General features: G+C 28.3%; 19 protein-coding genes. 17 read left to right on the forward strand and 2 right to left on the reverse strand.

The genetic code is table 11. The features are described 5' to 3' along the window. The coding region (locus QK892_RS15370) for a putative ABC exporter domain-containing protein (protein ID WP_317274434.1) at positions 1-620 on the reverse strand (620 nt) is incomplete at its 3' end. A 169-nt stretch (positions 621-789) separates the two neighbouring features. On the opposite strand from QK892_RS15370, the gene lexA reads away from it, so the two are divergent. Both lexA and QK892_RS15380 read left to right on the forward strand, forming a co-directional pair. Continuing rightward, positions 790-2,214, forward strand: coding sequence for a transcriptional repressor LexA (lexA, locus tag QK892_RS15375; protein WP_317274435.1), 1,425 nt, complete (start codon positions 790-792; stop codon positions 2,212-2,214). A gap of 103 nt (positions 2,215-2,317) precedes the next feature. Further along, positions 2,318-2,524 carry a hypothetical protein gene (locus QK892_RS15380; protein ID WP_317274436.1) on the forward strand — a complete coding sequence of 69 codons (207 nt, stop codon included), beginning with the start codon at positions 2,318-2,320 and terminating at the stop codon, positions 2,522-2,524. Between the two features lie 18 nt (positions 2,525-2,542). Here the strand turns inward: QK892_RS15380 and QK892_RS15385 are convergent, their stop codons facing one another. After that, positions 2,543-2,914, reverse strand: a complete 372-nt coding sequence (locus tag QK892_RS15385; RefSeq protein WP_317274437.1) for a DUF1622 domain-containing protein — start codon at positions 2,912-2,914, stop codon at positions 2,543-2,545. Between the two features lie 148 nt (positions 2,915-3,062). Here QK892_RS15385 and QK892_RS15390 point away from each other — a divergent pair, with 148 nt between their 5' ends. From QK892_RS15390 to QK892_RS15460, 15 genes are all read left to right on the forward strand, one after another. Continuing rightward, positions 3,063-3,674 carry a DNA-3-methyladenine glycosylase gene (locus QK892_RS15390; RefSeq protein ID WP_317274438.1) on the forward strand — a complete coding sequence of 204 codons (612 nt, stop codon included), beginning with the start codon at positions 3,063-3,065 and terminating at the stop codon, positions 3,672-3,674. Positions 3,675-3,731: 57 nt separating this feature from the next. Next, a complete protein-coding gene (locus tag QK892_RS15395) occupies positions 3,732-4,112 on the forward strand; it encodes a hypothetical protein (protein WP_317274439.1) in 381 nt (126 codons plus the stop codon). 45 nt (positions 4,113-4,157) lie between these two features. Continuing rightward, positions 4,158-4,601 carry a peptide-methionine (R)-S-oxide reductase MsrB gene (gene msrB / locus QK892_RS15400; protein WP_317274440.1) on the forward strand — a complete coding sequence of 148 codons (444 nt, stop codon included), beginning with the start codon at positions 4,158-4,160 and terminating at the stop codon, positions 4,599-4,601. A 130-nt stretch (positions 4,602-4,731) separates the two neighbouring features. Then, on the forward strand, positions 4,732-6,927 hold the full coding sequence (locus tag QK892_RS15405) for a stage V sporulation protein D (protein WP_317274441.1): 2,196 nt from the start codon (positions 4,732-4,734) through the stop codon (positions 6,925-6,927). 15 nt (positions 6,928-6,942) lie between these two features. Then, entirely contained in the window at positions 6,943-8,106 is a 1,164-nt protein-coding gene (gene spoVE / locus QK892_RS15410; protein WP_317274442.1) for a stage V sporulation protein E, read from the forward strand. Positions 8,107-8,332: 226 nt separating this feature from the next. Beyond that, positions 8,333-8,545 carry a hypothetical protein gene (locus tag QK892_RS15415; RefSeq protein WP_317274443.1) on the forward strand — a complete coding sequence of 71 codons (213 nt, stop codon included), beginning with the start codon at positions 8,333-8,335 and terminating at the stop codon, positions 8,543-8,545. Between the two features lie 164 nt (positions 8,546-8,709). Then, positions 8,710-9,276: a GNAT family N-acetyltransferase gene (locus QK892_RS15420; protein WP_317274444.1), complete on the forward strand. Its 567-nt coding sequence runs from the start codon at positions 8,710-8,712 to the stop codon at positions 9,274-9,276. Positions 9,277-9,544: 268 nt separating this feature from the next. Then, complete coding sequence (gene ruvA, locus QK892_RS15425; RefSeq protein WP_317274445.1) at positions 9,545-10,150, forward strand: Holliday junction branch migration protein RuvA; 606 nt, start codon at positions 9,545-9,547, stop codon at positions 10,148-10,150. Between the two features lie 10 nt (positions 10,151-10,160). Next, positions 10,161-11,186 (forward strand): Holliday junction branch migration DNA helicase RuvB, encoded by a 1,026-nt coding sequence (ruvB, locus tag QK892_RS15430; RefSeq protein ID WP_317274446.1) that lies wholly within the window; start codon positions 10,161-10,163, stop codon positions 11,184-11,186. Between the two features lie 32 nt (positions 11,187-11,218). Continuing rightward, positions 11,219-12,247 carry a tRNA preQ1(34) S-adenosylmethionine ribosyltransferase-isomerase QueA gene (gene queA, locus QK892_RS15435; RefSeq protein ID WP_317274447.1) on the forward strand — a complete coding sequence of 343 codons (1,029 nt, stop codon included), beginning with the start codon at positions 11,219-11,221 and terminating at the stop codon, positions 12,245-12,247. 21 nt (positions 12,248-12,268) lie between these two features. Further along, positions 12,269-13,411 (forward strand): tRNA guanosine(34) transglycosylase Tgt, encoded by a 1,143-nt coding sequence (gene tgt, locus QK892_RS15440; protein WP_317274448.1) that lies wholly within the window; start codon positions 12,269-12,271, stop codon positions 13,409-13,411. Between the two features lie 109 nt (positions 13,412-13,520). Then, positions 13,521-13,796, forward strand: coding sequence for a preprotein translocase subunit YajC (gene yajC / locus QK892_RS15445; protein ID WP_317274449.1), 276 nt, complete (start codon positions 13,521-13,523; stop codon positions 13,794-13,796). Between the two features lie 51 nt (positions 13,797-13,847). After that, positions 13,848-14,216, forward strand: a complete 369-nt coding sequence (locus QK892_RS15450; protein ID WP_317274450.1) for a TIGR04086 family membrane protein — start codon at positions 13,848-13,850, stop codon at positions 14,214-14,216. 148 nt (positions 14,217-14,364) lie between these two features. After that, entirely contained in the window at positions 14,365-16,488 is a 2,124-nt protein-coding gene (gene secD / locus QK892_RS15455) for a protein translocase subunit SecD (RefSeq protein ID WP_317274451.1), read from the forward strand. 145 nt (positions 16,489-16,633) lie between these two features. Then, the gene (locus QK892_RS15460) at positions 16,634-17,485 is read left to right on the forward strand and encodes a DHH family phosphoesterase (RefSeq protein ID WP_317274452.1); all 852 of its coding nucleotides are present in this window, start codon (positions 16,634-16,636) and stop codon (positions 17,483-17,485) included. Position 17,486 lies beyond the last annotated feature (1 nt).

Consider the following 17,486-nt stretch of genomic DNA (forward strand, 5'->3'; position numbering starts at 1 on the left):
TTATAAAAATAAAAGGATACTATTATAATAGCTATTCCTTGTGTGATATAGGATAAAATTTTGAGTTTTTTGGTAAAATTAAATGTTACTTTAATTGCAAAAAATAAATAAGAAAGAGTAATAAAAAATAAAAATATAAAAAAGAAACCTATTGCTATTGGAATTAAACCTATCAAAGATAAATTAGTAAATGTTAATATAAAAAGAAGAGCATATAAAATTATCATGAAAAAATTTAAAACGCCTTTTAACCCACTTTTAATCATGGAATAGAATAAAATTATCTTATTATCTATTGGGGAAGGAAATAAATAATTTATATCAGGAACTGAAAAATTACTTGGTGCATAATCATTTAAATAATGAGATATTACAAAAAGTATTATAAGAAATGATACTAAACTTATAATTCCAAGTATGGATTGTTGTATTTCTAAATTAATAGATAATTTTGAGTCATTTTTAAATATAGAAACTATTATAGTTGAAAAACAAATCCCAAAGAACAACACAATAGAAAATAACTTTTTTAAGAATAGTACTGGATTTTTTAAAATTTGTATAATCATGTTTTTAATTTTCCATAAATCTAAAAATAATAATGTTTTTATGTTATTCATAAAAATACCCCCAAATAACTTTTAAAAAGATTATATAATATAAACAATTACATAACAAGAAAAATATGGAATTTTAAGATTAAAACTATCTTATTGTTTGACATAAACATTGATAAAATATATTATTAAAATACATAAAGAATTGGACAGAGAATAAGGCGGTGAAGTGATGGAATTAATAAAAGCTCAAGAGAAGTTTATAAAACATAAGTCATCTGGATATCAAGTTGTGAAAGGGAAAGAGGGTACTGGAAAAAGTACTGCATCAGTTTATAAAGCTATAAACTTAGAAAATAATTATTGCTTGTATGAAGATGATAAAGTTTTATTCGTAACATCTAATTATAATAATAACAAAAAAGTAACCGAGCTTTACAATGAAGAAAAAAAGCATGAGGAATTTTTCTCATTGTTTTCTTTAGATAGGAATAGGGTAAATATTATTACCTTAGAAGAAATGATTAATACATATTATAATGCTTACATTAGAGAAAGAGGACAATCTAATAAGATTATTACTAAAAATGAGTCATTAACAATATTAAAAGGCTTAGAGAATGAAATTAATGCTTTTAATAAAAAATCTAAATTTATTTCGAAAGTAAAATATGAATTTTTATTAGAAGAAATATTATGGATTAAAGCTAGTAATTTTTCATTAGAAGAATATTTAATTATAGATAGAAAAGGTAGAAAAAATAGAATAAAGAAATCCTCATATACAAGGGAATCAATATATAGGATTAAAGACTTATATAATGAAAAATTGGTAGAAAACTTATTTGTTGATGAGTATGATCATGTTTTACATGCTATTTCTTATGTGAAAAAATATAATGGTTTATATAGTCATATAATATTAGATGATATAGAAAGATTAACTAAAGCAGAAATTGATTTTGTAAAGGAAATATATAATGAAAAACCTCATTCTTCATTTATTTTCATCTTAAATAATGAGTTAAATAACAAGGAAAATTCATGGATGATAAAGGGAAGAAAATTTAATAGCTTAAAAGTTGATGTTAAAGGAAAGAGTTTTAACTTTAAGGTGAAATTTGAGAAAGAGAAGAAGATAATAAATACTATAGAGAAATATAAATATATTAATTTAAGAAATAAAGATGTAGTAGAATTTAATATAGATACTGCATCTAGTAGCAAAGAACTTTTAAATGGAGAAAATGTTATTTATAATGAAAATGAACTAGAAGAAATACCTATGTTTAGTAATATAGCTGCCGGAAATCCAATAGAAATTAATGATAATATAGAAGGCGATTTTTATTTACCAAAATACTGGTTGGAGAGAGGAAAAGATTCTTTTATTTTAAGGGTTAAAGGTGACTCAATGGTAGATAAAAATATATGTGATGGAGATCTTGTAGTTATAAAGAGACAAGCTATCGCTAATCATAATGAAATAGTTGCAGCTAATTTAGATGGTGAAGCTACTTTGAAAACTTTAAATTTAAATGGAGATTCACCTATGCTAATGCCAGCTAACTCTCTTTATTCCCCAATAGAATTAGAAAATAAAGAAGCTAGCATTTTAGGTGTTGCTATAGGAGTAATTAAGAAAGAGATAAATTAGTTTTATCTCTTTCTTTTATTAGCTTATGTAAATATTTCCCAGAAAATAATTAACATAATATCTTATCTTCTGGAATATTAATTAAAGATAGGAGGAAGATTTAATGGATAAAGAAATATTAAATGAAAAAAAAAGAAAAATATTAGAAAACATTAACTATGCTAAAGAAGAAAATATAAATAAGATTTCGGCAATACTTGTAATAGATGATGAAGAAATTCAAAAAGAATTATTAGCGTGGCTTATATATGAAGGATATAAAGTTTCTTTAATAAAAGATGATGTTAATATTCTAACAATAGAATGGTAAGGGAGCTTAATAGCTCCTTTATTCTTTAGATAATGAGTTTTTATTACTATTTTTTTTATTATTTTGTTTATGTGGATTTTCAGATTTCATTTCCATATGAATTATTATAGTTAGCAGCCCTCTAAGTAACGTAATTGAACCTAAAATTACTAGTTCTTTTATATCCCTAATTATTACAGTCTTAAGTATTTCAGCTGCAAGTTTAAATTCTAAAGCAGTTGCCATAGAATTTGCATATGCCCATTTTAGAGGATAGTCATTTTTCTTAATTAATGAAACTATATAATGATAGAAGGCTTTAATAGACCCTATAGAAATCACCAATATACCTATCAATTCAAGAATATTAACTAATGGGGGGATTATTTTTTCAATTATTATCTCTAACATGTTTATCACCTATACTAATATTTATATATATAGTATTTCAATAATAAATAAAATAATTAGCAAAAATTAAATATTTAATTAATAAATAATAAATACTAAGTGAAAATGGTATATAATGATTTAATATTTTATTCATAGGAGAAGTAGTATGATTATAACTAAAGATTTCTATCAAAGAGATGCTATAGAGGTTGCAAAAAGTATTTTAGGAGATTATTTAATAAGAGAAATAGATGGAAGAAAAATTAAATCTATAATAGTAGAAACTGAAAGTTATATTGGTGCAATAGACAAAGCTTGTCATGCTTATAATTATAAAAAAACTGAAAGAACAAAACCTCTTTTTGAAGAAGGTGGAATATCATATGTATATTTTATATATGGATTATATCATTGTCTTAATGTGGTAACTAATGTTAAAGATGAACCAGAGGCTGTATTAATAAGAGCTGTTGAACCGTTAGATAATTTTAATTATATTTCAAATATAAGATTTAATAAGAATTATGAAGAACTAACTAAGGCTCAGAAAAAAAATTTAACAAATGGACCTTCTAAATTATGTAGTGCCCTAAAAATAACTAAGGATGATAACTATAAAAAAATATATTTAGAAGGTGATTTATATATAGAGCATAACCAAAATAAAAGTTTTGAAATAGTGGAGACAAAGAGGATTGGGATAGATTATGCGGAAGAAGCGAAGGATTTTATGTGGAGATTTTACATAAAGGATAATTTATATGTTTCAAAAAAATGAATATTTATATTGAAATATATAAAACTAATAATGATTTTAAAAAAAGGAGGCTTTTTTATGAAGTTAAAAAAATCATTATTAGTAGTTTGTTGTTTATTAATATTTTCATTTATCCTTATTGGTGCAGAGCCAGGGAAAGAAGTAAATACTAAGAGTCCTGTAGTTATTGGTGAAATCGTGGATGTAGAAAAAAGTGAAGATGGAAAGTCTGTAAGAGTAACTGTTGAAGGCTACATTAAGGATAAAGAGGTAAATAAAATTAAGGTAATAGGTATAGTTGATGATACGACTAAGGTAATGAACTCTACTAATGACAAAAAGGAAAATATAGATTTGCAAAAGGGAGATTTAGTTTATATGAGAGTAAGTGAAGTTATGACTAAATCTGAACCTCCACAAACATCTATAAAAAGAATATTTGTTACAAATAAAAAATAGAAAAATATGTTACAATATATAATATGAATAAATGGAGGATGGAAAATGGATAAATACAATAAAGATGATTTAAAAAATAGATTAACTGAAGTTCAATATAAGGTTACTCAAGAAAGTGCTACAGAACCACCTTTTATTAATGAATATTTCGATAATTTTAAGGAAGGCATTTATGTAGATATAGTTTCTTTAGAGCCTTTATTTATATCAGATGATAAGTTTGATTCAGGTTGTGGATGGCCAGCATTTTCCAAACCTATTGATAGAAAACTAATCAGTGAAAATATAGATAAAAGTCATGGCATGACAAGGACAGAGGTTAGAAGTAAATCTTCAGATTCTCATTTAGGACATGTATTCTGTGATGGACCTGAAGAGTTAGGAGGCTTAAGATATTGCATAAATTCAGCTTCATTAAAATTCATTCCTAAAGAAAAAATGAAAGAAGAAGGATATGAAGAATATCTAAGTCTATTTGATAAAAAGTAAAAGTGGGTTCCACTTTTACTTTTTATTTGGTTTAAAGAACGTATAGTAATTTACATAATGATTTAATATTTGTTATAATATAATAATAAATCATTATGTAAATATAATTATAGCCATATGGGGGTTTAGAATGAGCAAACGAGTTAAAAGTCCGAAAAGAAAAAGTAATAAGTCTAGAGAAAGAGCTCTATATGTAACTATAGGTGTTTGTTTAATTTTTATGTTTTTAATTGGTAAGCTTACCTATATTATGATTTATAAGAGCGAAGAGTACAATCATATGGCTCAAGGTCAGTGGAATTCTCAAGTAACAGTACAAGCAAAACGGGGGGATATTACAGATAGAAATGGTTCTTTACTTGCAACTTCAATAGATGTTTATAGAGTTGACTTAGATTTAGATGCAATAGAAATACATATTGTAGATGAAGATACCACAAAAGAGGAAGTAGCTAAGCAATTAGCAGAAGCATCTGGACTTACTATAGAAGAAGTAACTGAAAAATTAAATCCTATTACAGAAGGCGGAGTTAAGGTAAACACAAGCACTTTAATTAAAGGTATAGATAAAGAAACTGCTGATAGAATTCAAGATTTGAATATATACGGAGTAGTAATATCTATTAATCCTATAAGATATTATCCAAATAATAATTTTTTAGCCCATGTAATTGGAAGTGTAAACTCAGATAATGTAGGGTTAAATGGAGTAGAACTACAATATGATTATGAACTTACAGGTATATCTGGGTATAAAATAGCTGAAGTTGATGGAAGTTTATCAGAACTACCATACCAAACAGTTAAATATTCAAGCCCTGTAGATGGGAAAAATATTCAATTAACAATAGATGAAAACATACAACTGATGGCTGAAAAAGCAGCCGAAAAAGGGTATCAAGACAATAAGGCTAAAGAAGTAACTATAATTGTTACAAATCCAAATAATGGAGAAATATTAGCCATGGTAAATAAACCTGATTTTAATCCAAATACTCCTTACGAAGATTATGAGAATTTTGAAGGAGAAAATGATTTTGAAAAGCTTCAAAATATGTTTAGAGATAGTGCTATTAGTGATGCTTTTGAACCAGGTTCAACATTTAAAAATATCACAATGGCAGCAGCACTAGAGGAGGGAGTAGCTAGTGAAACTGATACTTTTTATTGTGATGGTGGAGTAAAGTTTGGATCAACGACAATTAAATGTTGGAATACAGCCGGTCATGGAACACAAACTCTACCACAAATATTACAAAATTCTTGTAATGTAGGGTTTATGGAGTTAGGAGCAAGGCTTGGTAGTGAAACGTTAAAAAAATATATTGATAAGTTTGGATTTGGTGGATTGACTAATATAGATTTACCAGGAGAGTCAGAAGGAATTATTAAGTCAGTTAGTGATATGAGCGAAATGGATTTGGCTACTATTGCTTTTGGACAAACCAATACTGTAAGTAGTGTTCAACTAATAACTGCATTTAATGCTATTGCAAATGGAGGAGATTTAATTCAACCTCATATAATGAAAGAAATAAATTATGAAACAAGTAATGGAACAAAAGTAATAGATACTGTGCTTGAACCTGAAGTTAAGAAAGGAGTTATTTCTGAATCAACTACTGCAACATTAAGAGATTACTTAGAAAGAACAATAAATCAGGGGCAAGCTATAGGGAGTTTTATGGGAGAGAATAGAAGAGTAGGAGGCAAAACTGGTACTGCTGAAACTATAGATTCTGAAAATGGAGGATATTCATCAGATAAATATATAGCTTCTGTTTTAGCATTATATCCAGTTGAAGACCCTGAAATAACTATTTATATAAAGGTTAATGAACCTAGTGCAGGTCAATATTATGGTGGACCAGTAACTACACCAATCTTAAAATCATTACTTAGTGAATTATTTAATTATATGGATTCTCAAGTATATATAGATAGATATACGCAAAAAACTAGAGTGATAGTTCCTGAGATAAGGGGGAAAAGTGTCAGTGAAGCACAAAAGATATTAGAGGGATATAATTTAAATATTCAAGTAGATGATAGTTCATCAAAGGTTAGCAATATGGAACCTTATCCAGGTTCATTAGTTGAGGAAGGTTCTACTATTAATGTAAATGTATCAAATAGTAGGATTGATTCAAATAAGATTATAATGCCTAATTTAAAGGGGAAGACTTTAGAGGAAGCTAGTAATATTTTGAAAAGCTTAAATCTAAAATTTACAACTAACGGAGTTGGAATAGTAGATGGACAAGATGTTATAGCAGGAAAGCTTATTGAAAAAGGAACAAAGATTTCCTTAGATTTAAAAGAGTAAGATGGTGGAGATATTATGAATATAGATAACAAGGTAGATTTAAATGTGATAGCTAAAAAAAGAAGACGGAAAAAAGTTAATATGAAAAATATTGATTACGCATTACTATGTGCTTTATTATTAGTACTTTTCATAGGAGTTGTAATGGTATATTCATCAAGTTCATATTATGCGTTATATCAAAAAGATATATATAATACAGACTATTATTTTTTAAAAGAAATAATATGGGCTATAGTAGGAATAGCAGGTATGATAGCAACTATGACAATAGATTATCATTTTTATAAAAAAATAACTCCTTGGTTAGTTCTAATTACGATAGCACTTTTAGTAATAGTTTTATTTGCTGGTGCTGATATAAATGGAGCCGTAAGATGGATAAGGTTAGGGCCACTATCATTTCAGCCATCTGAACTTGCTAAATACGTATTGGTACTTTATCTTGCACTACTTATAGACAAAAGAAAAAATAAGATAAAGAAATTCGGACAAGGAACAATATTTTACTTATGTATAGCAGCTGTATTTGCAGTTCTAATTTTACTCGAAAAAAATCTTAGTATAACTGCTATAATTATGATGGTTGCCTTTATAATGATTTTTGTTGGAGGAGCTAAATTAAGTCATCTATTTACTCTTATTCCAGTAGGGGCAGTTGCAGGGCTTGCATTAATATTTACGCAAAGTTATAGATTACAAAGATTAACTAGTTTTATAGACCCATGGGCGGATCCATCTGGTGATAGCTATCAATTAATTCAATCTCTTTATGCGTTAGGGTCAGGTGGAATATTTGGAGTTGGACTTGGTAATTCGAGACAAAAAGCTTTATTTATGCCAGAGCCTCATAATGATTTCATTTTTGCTATTATAGGTGAGGAACTTGGATTAATTGGATGTGTCTGTATCATAGCACTATTTATGTTTATAGTGATAAGAGGGGTAACAATTGCAGTAAAAGCAAGAGATAATTATGGATTTTTAGTTGGAGTAGGAATAATTTCAGTAATTGCAATACAAGCTATAATTAATATAGCAGTAGTAAGTGGATCAATGCCAGTAACAGGAGTGCCATTACCTTTTATTAGCTATGGAGGAACATCACTGGTATTTAATTTATCGGCAATGGGGATATTGCTTAATATATCTAGACAGAGTAAAGTAGAAGCGATATAATAAATATTTTAATATAGTAATATCATAATTTACTTTTAAATAGTATTAAAAAATGAAACACAAGGTTATCGGTTATTAAACTAGCTAGCCTTGTGTTTTATTTTTGCTTTAATATAGGGCATTAATATTATTTATTACGTAGAGATTATCAGATGATAATACTTTTTTAGAAGAAAATAAATGATTGGACTGTAGAAAAATAATCATTCAACAATAACTGTTAGTAGTGACAAAAAAATTAATAATTACTCTAGGAAATGATTTTCAAGAAGCTATTGGTTATTTGGAATGGGAGTTCAAAGCTGAAGAATTTCCTATAGAAGATGAGGGTTTTAAAGATTTGATAATAGATATTAGTCAGTATTTTAACACTGGTGATAACAGTAATGTGTTGATTTATGTAGGTCTTTGTGGAATAAGTTTAATATTTAATTTATAGAATTTAATTTATAGGAAATTACATTTTAGTAGGAAAAGATAAATATAATTGACTTTAAATGAGATAAGAATATAATGTACATAATAAATGGATTTTAATTATTAAATCGTACATATTTAAATATCAACTTAACAAAAATGAATTTTATTTAAAGGAGGTATACTATGGAATATGAAATTAAACCTTTAACACCGGAGCTCCACACAATTTTTACTGACTATCTAGAGAACTTAGACTTTGGTCATGCCCCTCATTGGTCAACTTGTTTCTGTAGATTTTATCATACAAACTGTTCACAGTTGGAATGGCAAAAAAGGGCAGGTATAGAAAATCGTACTGAGGCAATTGAGGAAATTAAAGCTGAAAAGATGAAGGGATATTTAGCATTTGATGGAGATAAGTGTATAGGATGGTGTAATGCAAATGATGTAAGACAGTTTCTAAGATTAGAAGAGGATCTAAAACATATAACAAATGATAAAAAAATTGGTTGTGCTATTTGTTTTGTTATTCACCCAGAATATAGGAAGCAAGGTATTGCAAGACAATTATTTAAAAAAGCTATTGAAGATTTTAAATTACAAAATTTTGATGCAGTAATTGGGCTTCCAATAGATACTAAAGAATCATCAGAAAAGCATTACAGAGGTACCATGAATATGTATAAGGAGTTTGGTTTTGAAGTAATTGAAAAGCAGGATGATGTAAGTGTTATGTGGTTAAAATTATAGAACTTTACAGAAATCAGAAATATATAAAAGCATAATGTAAGGAGTTTATCTAAAGAAAAATTAAATTCTATTAAAAAATATATATTTTATAAAGCAATAAAAAATTCAGTAAATACTGAATTTTTTATTGCTTTATAAAGGAAGTTAATTAGAATTAATGCATACTATTGCTTTTGCCTTGAATTATTTTATCTATAATGATAAAGTATAGTGTAGATTAAAAACTGAAATAAAACTATATTTAGTGGCATAATGGAGGGGTAGTTGTATGTACGAATACATAATAGGTAGATATAAAGGAATAAATAAGGACTATATAATTGTTGAAAATAATGGAATAGGATATAAAATTTTTACTTCAGGAGCAACTATGTCAGCTATGCCTAAAATTGATGAAGAGGTTATGCTTTATCTTGAACAGATAGTTAGAGAAGATTTCTTAGGTTTATATGGATTCGATACTAAAGAAGAACTTGAGATGTTTAAGCTATTAATTTCTATAAATGGAGTTGGATCTAAGGCGGCATTATCTTTGCTTTCTATTAGTAGAATAAATAATTTAAGATATGCTATTATGATGGGAGACGATAAACATTTATGTAAGGCTCCTGGAATTGGTAAAAAAACAGCAGGGAGAATTATCTTAGAGTTAAAGGATAAGATTAAGAAAGAAAATTTAGCAGAGGGAATTGAAAATTCAGGAGATTTTGAAGAGATAATACCTGAAAATGCAAATAACATAGCTGAAGCATTAGGAGCGCTTTTAGCTTTAGGATATTCTGAAAAAGAAGCAGAACTTGCTTTAAAGAAAGTTGATAAAAGCGAAAGTATAGAAAATATTATAAAGAATTGTTTAAAGGTTCTTATGGGTTAGAGGTGATTATATGGAAAGAATAATAACACCACAAGAAATTTTTGAAGATGGCAGTACTTTAAGTTTAAGACCTCAAAGTTTAGAGGAATATATTGGCCAAGACAAGGTCAAAGAAAGATTAAATATATTTATAAAAGCTGCCCAAAACAGAAATGAATCATTAGATCATGTGCTTTTATATGGACCACCTGGGCTTGGTAAAACTACTTTAGCTAATATAATAGCTAAAGAAATGAATGGTGAGCTTAAGATAACATCAGGACCTGCCATTGAAAGAGCAGGTGATTTAGCTGCAATTTTGACTACACTAAAAGATAATGATGTACTTTTTATAGATGAAATTCACAGATTAAATAGAAATGTTGAAGAAATATTATATCCTGCAATGGAAGATTATGTTTTAGACATAGTAATAGGTAAAGGGGCGGCTGCTAAGTCTATTAGATTAGATTTACCTAAATTTACATTGATAGGTGCTACAACTAGAATAGGAATGCTTACATCTCCACTTAGAGATAGATTTGGCGTACTATGCGATATGCAATACTATAATGAAGAACAACTGAAAGAAATAATAATAAGATCTGCATTTGTTTTAAATTGTGATATTACTGAAGAAGGAGCTTATGAGCTTGCAAGGCGTTCAAGAGGAACTCCAAGAATTGCAAATAGATTATTAAAAAGAGTTAGAGATTATGCTGAAGTATATTCTAATTCTTTAATAAGCTATAAAGAAGCAAAGGCTGCATTAGAGCTTCTAGAGGTAGATGAAAAGGGATTTGATAGAGTAGATAATAAAATACTTGAAGCCATAATAGATAACTTTAATGGTGGACCTGTTGGTATAGAAACCCTATCATATTTCATTGGAGAAGAACTCGGAACAATAGAGGATGTATATGAGCCATATTTATTACAAACAGGCTTTATAGTTAGAACATCAAGGGGAAGAGTTGCTACAGATAAAGCTTATGAACATTTAGGAAGAAGTAAGAATAATAGAAGAACAACAGGTGAACAACAAAAATTATTTTGATAATATACAATATAATAAAAGGAGATAATAAGATGAAGGTTAGTGATTTTAATTTTGATTTACCAGAAGAATTAATAGCGCAACATCCTTTAGAAAAAAGAGATGCTTCAAGATTAATGGTTTTAGATAAAAACACAGGTATTATTGAACATAAATCTTTTCATGATGTAATAGAATATTTAAATAAGGGTGATACTTTAGTTTTAAATAATACAAGAGTAATGCCAGCTAGATTAATAGGAGAAAAAGAAGGTACTGGTGGTAAAATAGAGTTCTTACTTCTAAAAAGAATAGAAGGAGATAAGTGGGAATGTCTTGCTAAGCCAGGTAAAAGAGCTAAAATAGGGCAAACTTTTACATTTGGTGAAGGAAAATTAAAATGTAAAGTTGTTGATATCATAGAAGAAGGAAATAGAATAATTGAGTTTTCATATGAGGGCATATTTGAACAAGTATTAGATGAACTTGGAGAAATGCCATTGCCACCGTATATTACAGAAAAACTTGATGACAGGGAAAGGTATCAAACTGTATATTCAAAAGAGAAAGGATCAGCAGCAGCACCAACTGCAGGATTACATTTTACTAATGAATTATTAGAAGAAATTAAAGCTAAGGGAGTTAATATTGCTTATTTAACTCTTCACGTAGGACTTGGAACCTTTAGACCAGTAAAAGTTGATGATATAAATGAACATATAATGCATTCAGAATATTATCATTTAGATACAGAAAATGCAGATATAATTAATGAAACTAAAAAAAGAGGTAATAAGATTATAGCTGTAGGAACTACATCTACTAGAACTTTAGAGACTATAGGTGATGAAAATGGCTTTGTTAGAGAACAAAGTGGTTGGACTGATATATTTATTTATCCAGGATATAAATATAAGGTTATAGATGAGCTTATTACAAATTTTCATTTACCAGAATCAACATTAATTATGTTAGTTTCCGCTTTAGCAGGTAAGGAAAATGTAATGAATGCATATAATACAGCTGTAAAAGAAAGATATAGATTTTTCTCCTTCGGAGATTCTATGCTTATTAAAGAATAACAATAAAGAGGACGTGAAAAATTGAGTAAAAAAAGATATACTTTATTAAAAAAAGATGGAAAAGCTAGAAGAGGAAGATTTGAAACACCTCATGGAACTATTGAAACACCAGTATTTATGAATGTTGGTACTTTAGCAGTAATAAAAGGTGCTGTATCTACTATGGATTTAAAAGAGATAGGATGTCAAGTAGAATTATCTAATACTTATCATCTTCATTTAAGACCATCTGATAAAGTTGTAGCTGAACTTGGTGGGTTACATAAGTTTATGAACTGGGATAGACCTATATTAACTGATTCAGGTGGATTCCAAGTATTTTCACTATCAGGAATGAGAAAGATAAAAGAAGAGGGAGTATATTTCTCTTCACATATAGATGGTAGAAAGATTTTTATGGGGCCTGAAGAGTCTATGCAAATACAAAGCAATCTTGCATCTACTATAGCAATGGCTTTCGATGAATGTATTCCAAATCCATCAACTAGAGAATATGTAGAAAAGTCAGTAGCAAGAACAACTAGATGGCTTGAAAGATGTAAAGTTGAAATGGATAGATTAAATTCATTACCAGAGACTATTAATAAGGATCAAATGCTATTTGGTATTAACCAAGGTGGATGTTACGAAGATATAAGAATAGAACACGCTAAGACTATAACTAAAATGGATTTAGATGGATATGCTATAGGTGGTTTAGCAGTAGGTGAAACTCACGAAGAAATGTATAGAATAATAGATGCTGTTGTTCCATACTTACCAGAAGATAAGCCAATATATTTAATGGGAGTAGGTATTCCTAGCAATATACTAGAAGCTGTAGATAGAGGTGTTGATTTCTTTGATTGTGTACTTCCAGCAAGAAATGGAAGACATGGCCATGTATTCACTAAAGAAGGAAAAATAAACTTAATGAATGCTAAGTTTGAACTAGACACTAGACCAATAGATGAAGGATGTCAATGTCCAGCTTGTAAGAGTTATACAAGAGCATATATAAGACATTTATTTAAGGCTAAAGAAATGCTAGCTATGAGACTTTGTGTTTTACATAATCTTTATTTCTACAATAAACTTATGGAAGATATAAGAGCAGCTATAGATGGAGGATACTTTAAGGAGTTTAAAGAACAAAAGCTTAAAGAATGGAATGGGAGAGCTTAAAGTATTGATTATCTGTTAATATGATTGACAATACTATATAAATGTTATATATTTTTTATTATAGTATAATTAAAACGAAAAAATAGTTTATATGGAAGGAATGAATTAAATGGAAGCTATATTATCACTAGTATTACCTTTTGCTTTAATGTTTGGTCTTATGTATTTCTTATTAATATTACCAGAAAAGAAAAGAACTAAGAAATATAATGAAATGGTATCAGCCTTAGAAAAAAATGACGAAATAGTTACAAGAGGCGGAATAATGGGAAAAATAATAATAGTTGAAGATGACTATGTAGTAATTGAAACTAGCGCTGAAAGAACTAAGTTAAAGATCACTAAAAATGGAATAGCTACAAAAGTAAATAAAGTAGCAGAATAAGAATAATGCCCCTTAGTAAGTCATAAGATAAATACTAGGGGGTGAATTTTTATGGAGTGGCAAAGCTATTTCAAAAGTGTATCAAAAGGACTTATCTGGGCACTTGTAATTACTACAATTGCATCTATAATTTTTGCATTTATAATGAATAAAGTACCAATAGGTGAGACTATATTTAATATTATTTATGTGGTAATTTCATGCTTGGCTTTAGTGGTAGGCTCTGTAATTGCTGTAAAATCATATGGTAGTAAGGGGTGGGTTGTTGGCTTAGCTGTAGGATGCATATTTTACATAGCTCTATATTTAATTGGAGTATTGTTTGGTGCAGAAGCTTCTTTAACAATGTATGATTTTATAAAGTTTTCTTTATGTTTATTTATTGGGCTCTTCTCAGGAATGCTTGGAATTAATATTTAAAAATGAAAAAAAAGTAAGAGAATTTCTCTTACTTTTTTTATTTATGAATAATACATGGAAGAAATATACAAACTAGAGAAAAAGTTATTGATATTACTTAACATAAGTAATATAATTTATATGAAAAAAGTAGCAGAGGGGGAAGACAATGAAAGGGAACAGAAAAACTAAGAGAAAAAGTTCAATATTATTTATACTTTCTGTAGTTGCAATAATTTCACTAGCACTTGTTTGTTTTAATGGATTTAAAATAGCAGGTTGGGAGGTTAAATCTTTAAATAATGCAATTACAAAGGGACTTGACCTTCAAGGTGGTGTATCCGTTTTAATGGAAATACAAGAGGATGAGGTCTCAACGGATGTACGTCAGAGAACAAAACAATTATTAGAACTTAGGGTTAATAGTATTGGTGTAGCTGAAACAGTAGTTACTGAAGAAGGCGAAAAAAGAATAAGGATTGATATCCCTGGAGCATACGATTCAAATGAAATTGTTGATGATTTAAGTAAGACTGGTAATTTAGAATTTAAAGATTCAGATGGAAACGTTGTTTTAACAGGAAAAGATGTTAAAGAAGCAACAGCAGTTTTAGATGAAACATCTAGTCCAGTAGTATCATTAGAGTTGAATGATGAAGGACAAGAAAAATTTGCTGAAGTGACAGCTAATAATATAGGGAAGACTATTAGTATATATATGGATGATGAGGTAGTATCATCACCTGTAGTCCAAAGTGCTATAACTAATGGTAAAGCAGTAATTAATGGTATGTCATCTATGGATGAAGCAACAAATCTTGCAGGTATAATAAGCTCAGGTGCATTGCCAGTTTCAATTAAAGCGGTTTCAATAACTAATGTTGGAGCTCAATTAGGAGCTGAAGCATTACCAAATGCAATAAAGGCTGGTATAATTGGAATAGTAATAATATTTTTATTTATGATAATTTATTATAGATTACCAGGATTATTTGCAAGTATTGCATTAACGTTATATATTACTTTGGTTTTATTAGTATTCACGGAGCTGAAGGTTGCATTAACCTTACCGGGAATAGCAGCTTTATTACTAACTGTAGGTATGGCTGTAGATGCAAATATACTAATATTCGAAAGAATTAAAGAAGAATTATCAAGAGGAATTACAGTTACGAGCGCGGTTAAGGCTGGTTTTGAAAATGCTATGTCATCTATAGTTGACTCAAACTCAACAACTTTCATAGCTGCATTAATACTATATTTTATAGGATCTGGATCAGTTAAAGGGTTTGCAGTAACATTAATGATAGGTATTGTTTTAAGTTTATTTACAGCGTTAATAGTTACAAAGAAGTTAATGAATTCAGCCATAGATATAGGAATTCTAAAGAAGATATGGCAGTTTGGTAATAAGAAAGAATTAAAAGTGCTTAAGATAGTTCAAAAGAGTAAGATTTGGTTTGCTTTATCACTAATTTTAATATTAGTTGGAGTAGGATTTACAGTTACAAAAGGACTTAATTTTGGAATAGACTTCAAAGGTGGTACTAAGATGGTAGTTGAGCTTGGTAAAGAGTTTAACAAACCAGAAGTAGATGAGATTGTTAAAGAATTAGTACCTGATGCTGTTACTAATGAAGCAGCAGATACTCAATATGAAATAAAATCAAAGGAACTAGATAGTACTAAGGTATCAGAAGTCTTTAAAGCATTACAAGATAAATATAGTTTAGAAGATGAAGCCTTATTGTCACAAGATGAAATAGGAGCTTCAGTAGGTAAGGAGCTTACAAAAAATTCTATTATTGCTTTATTAGTAGCTTGTTTAGCAATGTTAGTTTATATTGTTGTAAGATTTAAGGTTGATTATGGTATAGCAGCAATAGTAGCACTTGTGCATGATTTATTAATTACAATTAGTGTTTTTGCTATTTTTAATATACCAGTAAATACACCATTTATAGCAGCTATATTAACAATTGTAGGATACTCTATTAATGATACAATAGTAATATTTGATAGAATAAGAGAGAACTCAAAGAATATGAGAAGCGCGTCTATTACGGAAATAGCTAATAAAAGCGTGACTCAAACTATGTCAAGGTCAATAAACACGACATTAACAACATTAATAACAATTGTTGCTGTAAATATATTTGTACCTACAGTTAGGGAGTTTTCATTCCCATTAATTATAGGAATAGCAGCAGGTGCATATTCTTCAATATTTGTAGCAACACCAGTATGGGCTATATTAAAAAATAGAGAAGATAAAAAGAGAGTGAAAAGTTAGTTTATTTTTAAAATAAGCACTAAAAAAATATAAACCTCCTTAATAATTTGGAGGTTTATTGTTTTTTTATAAGAAAACATTTGTAATATTTATGAATATACATTATAATATATGTGTTTTCTTAAGTTTTATGGAGGAGTTTATAATGCGTAAGTTTTGGGAGAGTATTTATAGTCCAAATTATATTACTGGATATAATCCCTTTATACTTAAAAATATGAGCAAAGCTATTGAACATATGGTTGAAGCTATAAATAACAGAAAAAAGATCGTTATATATGGTGTTCCAAATGTTGATGGATTATGTGCTATATCTTCTTTAAATTTAGTATTAAGGTACTTAAATGCAGATATAGAATATGTAATTTGTGATGAAAATTCTAACTCTAGAATTACGTCTGAAGAAATAGTTAATAATGTTAGCTTTTTAGGAGGACAACTTTTAATAACTCTAGGATTAGATTTAAATTCAGATGAAGAAGAAAAGCTTTGTGGGGATCTTGGGATAGATTTGATAGTATTGGAAAATAAAGAAGCTGACTATGAAAAAAATTATATTTACATAAATCCAAATCAAAAAGGATGTAACTACAGATATAAGAATTTAGCTATTAGTGGGATTACTTTTAAATTAATGCAAGCTATTGCAATATATTATAATATAAAAAGTATAAACAAATATTTAGATTTAATTCTTATTGGAGAACAATGGGCAGAAGTTCCTTTAAAAGGAGAAAATGGAGTTATTTTAAAGGAAGGAAGAAAGTTCTTAATAAATACTAATAACTATGGATTAAGGGCTATAATGAATTATTACAATATGATTGAAATGGACGATGAATGCATATTAAAAATTATAAACCTTATTACACCGACTATAAATGCTGTAACTATGATGGATAACGCACGCATTATTATAGAGTTATTAACAACAAATAAAAAAGATAGAGCAGAACAAATAACAAAATATTTAAATAAATCCCAAATGACTATATAAT

Origin of the sequence: Clostridium lamae, from assembly GCF_033043255.1 — a bacterium.
Classification (GTDB): Bacteria; Bacillota; Clostridia; order Clostridiales; family Clostridiaceae; genus Clostridium; species Clostridium lamae.